6 protein-coding genes are annotated in these 6252 nt (G+C 69.1%); 2 read left to right on the top strand and 4 right to left on the bottom strand.

The genetic code is table 11. The annotated features are described in order from the left end of the window. Positions 1–109: 109 nt before the first annotated feature. From P3L51_RS34395 to P3L51_RS34385, 3 genes are all read right to left on the bottom strand, one after another. Positions 110–949, bottom strand: coding sequence for a carbohydrate ABC transporter permease (locus P3L51_RS34395; protein ID WP_354609290.1), 840 nt, complete (start codon positions 947–949; stop codon positions 110–112). Next, on the bottom strand, positions 946–1872 hold the full coding sequence (locus tag P3L51_RS34390; protein WP_354609289.1) for a carbohydrate ABC transporter permease: 927 nt from the start codon (positions 1870–1872) through the stop codon (positions 946–948). Before P3L51_RS34390 ends, P3L51_RS34395 begins: the two co-directional genes overlap by 4 nt. 139 nt (positions 1873–2011) lie before the next feature. Further along, positions 2012–3280 carry an extracellular solute-binding protein gene (locus tag P3L51_RS34385; RefSeq protein ID WP_354609288.1) on the bottom strand — a complete coding sequence of 423 codons (1269 nt, stop codon included), beginning with the start codon at positions 3278–3280 and terminating at the stop codon, positions 2012–2014. A gap of 281 nt (positions 3281–3561) precedes the next feature. Here P3L51_RS34385 and P3L51_RS34380 point away from each other — a divergent pair, with 281 nt between their 5' ends. Continuing rightward, the gene (locus P3L51_RS34380; RefSeq protein ID WP_354609287.1) at positions 3562–4404 is read left to right on the top strand and encodes a GntR family transcriptional regulator; all 843 of its coding nucleotides are present in this window, start codon (positions 3562–3564) and stop codon (positions 4402–4404) included. Between the two features lie 24 nt (positions 4405–4428). Here the strand turns inward: P3L51_RS34380 and P3L51_RS34375 are convergent, their stop codons facing one another. After that, a complete protein-coding gene (locus tag P3L51_RS34375) occupies positions 4429–5082 on the bottom strand; it encodes a response regulator (protein WP_435594589.1) in 654 nt (217 codons plus the stop codon). Between the two features lie 166 nt (positions 5083–5248). On the opposite strand from P3L51_RS34375, the gene P3L51_RS34370 reads away from it, so the two are divergent. Further along, positions 5249–6232, top strand: a complete 984-nt coding sequence (locus P3L51_RS34370; protein ID WP_354609285.1) for a Bug family tripartite tricarboxylate transporter substrate binding protein — start codon at positions 5249–5251, stop codon at positions 6230–6232. Positions 6233–6252: the final 20 nt, after the last annotated feature.

The following is a 6252-nucleotide window of genomic DNA, read 5'->3' as shown; positions in this document are numbered from 1 at the left end:
TGCGGGGCCGGGGGACGAGGGCGGGTTCGGGGTGTGACGCTGACACGGCGGTGGCCTCCGGGAGTTCGGATCTCGGACGGTTCGCGGGCTGAGCCGACAGCCGCTCGGCTCAGCCCTTCACGGCGCCGGCCGTGAAGCCGGAGGTGACATGGCGCTGGAGCAGCAGGAAGATCACCAGCGCGGGCAGGGCGAAGAGTGTCGAGGCGGCCATGGTGGCGCCCCAGTCGGTGCCGAACGTGTTCTGGAAGGACGACAGCCAGACCGGCAGGGTGCGGTTGTCCTGCTCCTTGATGATCAGGAAGTTGGCGTAGGCGAACTCGTTCCACGCCGTGATGAAGCCGAAGAGCGAGGTCGCCATCAGGCCGGGCATGAGCAGCGGCAGGGCCACCCGCCGGAAGGCACCGGTCCGGGTGCACCCGTCGACCTGCGCCGCCTCCTCCAGCTCGGGCGGAATGGTCCCGATGAAACCCCGGAGCACCACGATCGTGAACGGCAGCGTGATCATGAAGTAGACCAGGGTCAGGGTCGGCAGCCGGTCGAGCATGTTCGTGTCGCGGGAGATGATGTAGATGGGGATGATCAGCGATTCCCAGGGCGCCATCTGGGCGATGAATACCATCAGCATGAACTGCCGCCGGCCCTTCCACCTCATCCGGGCGACGGCGAACGCGGCCCCCAGCGCCACCAGGAGCGACAGCAGCACCGCGCCGAGCGTGACCAGGACGCTGTTGCGCCAGAAGAGTTCGAAGCCGTCGGCCTGTACGGCTCTGCGGAAGTGGTCCAGCGTCCAGGTGCGCGGCACCAGTCGGGGATCGGCCGACTGGATGTCACGCGACGGCTTGAAGGCGGTCGAGATCATCCAGTACACGGGGAACAGGCACACCACGACCGTCACGACGGCGGCGGCGTTCAGCGGGATCCGGCGAACTCGCGGACGCGGCAGGGTCATCGGGACTCGTCCTCCTGGCGGAGCATCTGGCGGAAGTAGAGGACGAGCACCCCGGACATCAGGACCACGGTGAGCATCGACGCCGCGGAGCCCAGGTCGTAGCGCTGGCTGGAGAGCGCCGTCTGGACCGCGTACACGGGCAGGATCGTCGTGGCGTCGCCCGGCCCGCCGCGGGTCATCACCCAGATCTGGACGAACGCCTTGAACGTCCAGATCACCTCCAGCGAGAACACCAGCATGAAGATCGGCCGGAGCGTCGGGAAGGTGACCGAGCGGAAGATCCGGGCACCCGAGGCCCCGTCCAGCCGGGCCGACTCGTACAGCTCGGTGGGGACGGTGGTGAGCGCCGAGTAGAGGGTGATCGCGGCGAACGGCACGGACTGCCAGACGATCAGCAGGACGAGGATCGCGAAGGCGGCGGTGCCGTCGGCGAACCACGGGTAGCGGTCGAACGAGTCGAAGCCGAGCGAGGTCAGCGCCCAGTTGACGACGCCGAACTCGGAGTGGAACAGCCACTGGAACACGGTGGTGGCGGCGACGACCGGCATCGCCCAGGCGAGCACCAGCGAGCTGAGGACCACCGTGCGGCCCGCCTTCGCCAGCCGTTCGGTCATCAGCGCGACCAGCGTGGAGATCGCCATGATCAGGACGACGTTGACCGCCATGAAGAGGAAGGTGCGGCCGACCACGTCCCAGAACCGCGGATCGGACAGCAGCGTCCGGTAGTTCCGCAGCCCCACGAACTCCGCGTCCCCGGCGATGAGCTGGCGGAGTCCGAAGTCCTGGAGGGAGATCAGCACGGCCCGCAGCAGCGGGTAGACGAGCAGATACAGCATGCCGCCGATCGCGGGTGCGATCAGGGCGTACGGCCAGAGGCTGTGCGCGGGGGTGCGTGGTGCGGTCCGCTCACGGATGACCGGCACGGCACGCCTCCTCTCGGTGGGACTCGGCGGGACTTGGAACTCGGCGGGACTCGGCGGGACTTGGAACTCGGCGGAACTCGGTGGAGCGCCTCCCGGCGGGGGTGCGTCTCGGTGGGACACCGCCCGCGGGAGTCGGGAGTCAGGAGCCGGCGTTCATGGCCCTGGTGATGTCCCGCGACGCCTTCGCCGCCTCCTTCGCGGCGTCACCGCCGACCAGGACCGCGGTCATGTAGTCCTTGATCGGATTCTCGGCCTCCACCGCGGCCCAGCCGGGGGTGTTGGGCGTCGCGTGCCCGTTCGCCGCACCGACCGCCATCGCGGAGGCGCCCGGGTCGTCCGCCACGGCCGATGCCAGCGTGGTCCGGTTCGGCACATAGCTCATGGCCACGGCGAGCTTCTTCTGCCAGGCGTCGCCCGTCAGTTGCTCGACGAACGCCAGCGCCTCGTCCGGGTGGCCGGCCGCGGCCGGGATCACCAGGTCGGAGCCGCCGGTGAAGACGGCGCCCGGGGTGTCGGCGCTCTTGCCCGGAATCGGGAAGAAGCCCAGCTTTCCCTTGAGTCCGGCGTTGTTCTCGATGACGGCGTTGGCCCCGCCCGGGGTCGAGATGAGCTGTGCCACCTGCCCCTTCGCCATCACCTCGGCCTGCGGCGGATCGTCCTCGTCGGAGTCCTTGGGGCCCTTGCCGAGTGCCTGGAGCTGTTCGTAGAACTCCATGCCGCGCAGCGCCTCCGGTGTGTCCAGCGCGCCCTTCCACCCGTCGCCGGACTCGGTGGCGAAGTCGCCGCCCTCGTCCCAGATGAAGCCGCCCAGCGCGTACCACATCTGGCCGGGCAGATAGATGCCCTGCGTATCGCCCTTGTTGAGCCGGGTGGTCGCCTCGATCCACTGCGCGCGGGTCTTGATCGAGGCGGCGTCGACGCCCGCCGCCTCGAACAGGTCGGTGCGGTAGATGACGACCCGGTTCGCCGCGTAGTACGGGATGCCGTACTGCTTCCCCTCGTACGCACCCGGCTCGGCGAGGCCCTTCAGCCAGTCCTCGCCCTTCAACTCCGCCTCGCTGTCGCTGAGATCGAGCAGTCCGCCGCTCGCCGCGAACTGAGCGACCTGGGTGTTGCCCACCTCGATCACATCGGGCGCGTCGTTGCTGGCCAGGGCGGCGGTGATCTTCTCGCCGATGCCGTCCCACTCCTGGATCTGGACCTTGGCCCTGATCTTCGGGTGCTCGGCCTCGAATCCCTTGACGAACTCCTTCTGGAACGCGGCCGAGACGCTGTCGCGCATCAGCCAGACGTCGACCGTCGTCCGTCCGTCGCCGCTCCCGTCGGCGGAGTCGGAGGACGTACTGCAGGCACTGAGTACGGCGGCCGTGACCAGCACGGAGCCACCGGCGAGCAAGCGGTACTTCACGATTCACCTCGGAGAGAGCAAGACCTGACCACCTGACCAGTGGGGCCCACTGGACAGCTCATCTCTTGATGCTGGATGAAGGTGGCATAGACCAATGAGGCCGTCAACCCCTTGCGCCGCAAAGGGTTTTGACGATCTCTCCGGTACGCGGGGCGTTCTCGTTCTCCAGGCGGCCGGTTACACTTGACCTGACCAGTGGCCGAGTTGGGGCACTGGTTTGGTGAACTGGTAAGTCTGGTAGGTGTGATGAGTGAGACAGGCGTCCGGAGGGGGACAGCACCATGGATGTCGACGTACCCGGGACGGTGCTCAAACGGGAGCGGGCCCGTGATGCCGTCCTGGAGCTGATCGAGTCGCGCAGCCCCGGGGACGCCATCCCGTCCGAACGCGCCCTGTGCGCGCTGCTCGAAGTGTCGAGGCCCACCGTGCGCTCGGCGATCGACGAACTGGTGGCCGCCGGGCTGCTGGTCCGCGAGCACGGCCGCGGCATGTTCGTCGCCCCCGCGAAGATCACCCAGGAGCTGGTCTCCGCGGACCTCACCCTGACCGTGCCGCGGGCGGCCGGTACGTGGTCGAGCCGGCTGCTGGAGTTCACCACCCACCAGGCCGGCGCCCGGGTCGGCCGCAAGCTCCGTATGTCACCCGCCGAGGACATCCTCTACGTCGCCCGGCTGCGGCTGGTCGACGGCGCCCCGATGGCGATCGAGCATCTGCATCTGCGGGCCGCGCTCGCCCCCGGCCTGACGGCCCAGGAGCTGGAGAGCGGCGATCTCTACGAGCATCTGCGGGACACCCACGGGGTGCACGTCCACGAGGCCGTACAGGCCATCGAGCCGACCGTCGTCACCCGCGCGGAGGCGCGGCTGCTCGACGTACCCGAGCTCTCCCCGGCGCTGCTCTTCGAGCGGCTGACCTCGGACACCACCGGCCGGCCCGTCGAGTACGTCCACTCGCTGTACCGGGGCGACCGCTACCGCATCGTCTCCCGGCTCACGCTCGGCCCGGCGGCGGTGCCGGCCGAGGGGGACGGGGACGGGCACCATCCGGGCATCCCACCGGGCGACTTCGCCCACGGTGACGCCATCACCTCGTCGACCCGGGGGGACATCCAGTCGGGCGCGTGACCCGCGGGTCCGGCCCGCGTCCGGTCAGCCGACCCAGCGGTAGCGGCGCTCCGGGCGGCCCGTTCCGCCGTACCGGAGCGTGACCTCCGCACGGCCCGTGTCGGCGAAGTACTCCAGATAACGCCGCGCGCTCACCCGCGACAGCGCCCCCTCGTCCGCGCACTGCGTCGCCGACAGGCCCTCCGCGTGGCGGCGCAGCGTGCGCTCGACCAGCTCCGCCGTGTGCGCGGCCAGCCCCTTCGGAAGTTCACGGGAACCCGGCGGGCGCGTACCGAAGATCTGGTCGACGTCCTCCTGGCGCGCCTCGCCCAGCCGGTCCAGCCGGGTCCGCAGCGACGCCACGTGCCGCAGCTGCTCCTGGAGCGCCGACTGGCTGAACGGCTTGATCAGATAGTGCAGCGCCCCCGCCCGCAGCGCCGAGCGGATGACCCCCGCGTCCCGCGCCGCCGTGATGAACAGGGCGTCCACGCTCGTACGGGTCGCGTCCCGCTCCTCCGCCGCCCGCAGCTCGCGCAGCACGGCTATCCCGTCCATGTCGGGCAGATAGATGTCGAGAAGCACCAGGTCAGGTCGGTTCAGCTCCGCAGCGCGCAGCGCTTGGGCACCGCTGTGCGCCACACCGACTACCTCAAAACCGTCCATGGCGGACACATAGCGGCCGTGCAGTTTCGCGACCATGAAGTCATCGTCCACCACCAGCACTTTTGTCACGCCGTCACGCTAAGCCGCGACCGCAACGACCACAACGTCCGTTGATTCCGGAAGAGAGACAGCTTCTTAACGCGAAGGCAACATGTGGGCCACCTCACTGCCTTACCACTTGCTTCCCTGAAAGGCGGCACACGTGCGATTCCGCACTCCCCTCGCCCTCCTCGGGGCCGCGCTGCTGGTGCTGGTGGGTCCGCCGCTGCTTTCCGTGGGCAGTGGCGGCGACACCGGTACACAGATACCCGGCCTGCGCTTCATGGTCCCGAACACGCCGGGCGGCGGCTACGACATCACCGCCCGCACCATGGCCAAGAACGCCGAGGACGCCGAGCTCAACCACAATATCGAGGTCTTCAACCTGCCGGGAGCCGGCGGCACCGTCGGTCTCGCCCGGGCCGTCAGCGAGCACGGCAACGGCAAGCTCGCGGTCTCCATGGGCCTCGGCGTCGTCGGCGCCGTACGGACCAACAACTCGCACGAGACCCTCGCCGACACGACGCCGATCGCCCGCATCAGCGAGGAGACCGACATCGTCGTCGTGGGCAAGGACTCCCCGTACAAGACGCTCGAAGACCTGGTCACGGCCTGGAAGAAGGACCCGGCCAAACTGCCCGTCGGCGGCGGTTCGTCGCCCGGCGGACCCGACCACCTCGCGCCCATGCTGATGGCGCGGGCCGCCGGAATCGCGCCGAAGACCGTCAACTACATCCCCTTCGACGGCGGCGGCGAACTCCTCGCGTCCATCCTCGGTAACAAGGTCGCCTTCGGCGTCTCCGGTCTCGGTGAGTACCGCGACCAGATCGAGGCGGGCGAACTGCGCCTGCTGGCCGTCACCGGCCCCGAGCGGACCCCCGGCATGGACGCGCCCACCCTGCGCGAGGCGGGTCTGGACACCGACTTCACCAACTGGCGCGGTGTCGTCGCGCCGCCCGGACTCTCCGACGCCCAGCGCGACAAGCTCATCGCCTTCTTCGAGGAGCTGCACGCCTCACCTCAGTGGAAGGACTCGCTGAAGAAGAACGGCTGGGACGACGCCTTCCTCACCGGCGACAAATTCGGCGACTTCCTCGCCGCCGAGGACAAGCGCGTGGAATCCGTCCTGAAGGAGCTCGGACTGTGACCACCCACCCGAACACCCCT

The sequence above is a fragment of the Streptomyces panacea genome, assembly GCF_040560175.1.
Lineage (GTDB): Bacteria > Actinomycetota > Actinomycetes > Streptomycetales > Streptomycetaceae > Streptomyces > Streptomyces panacea.
Note: the sequence above shows the minus strand (reverse complement) of the source record. Positions and strands in the feature narration are given on the sequence as shown.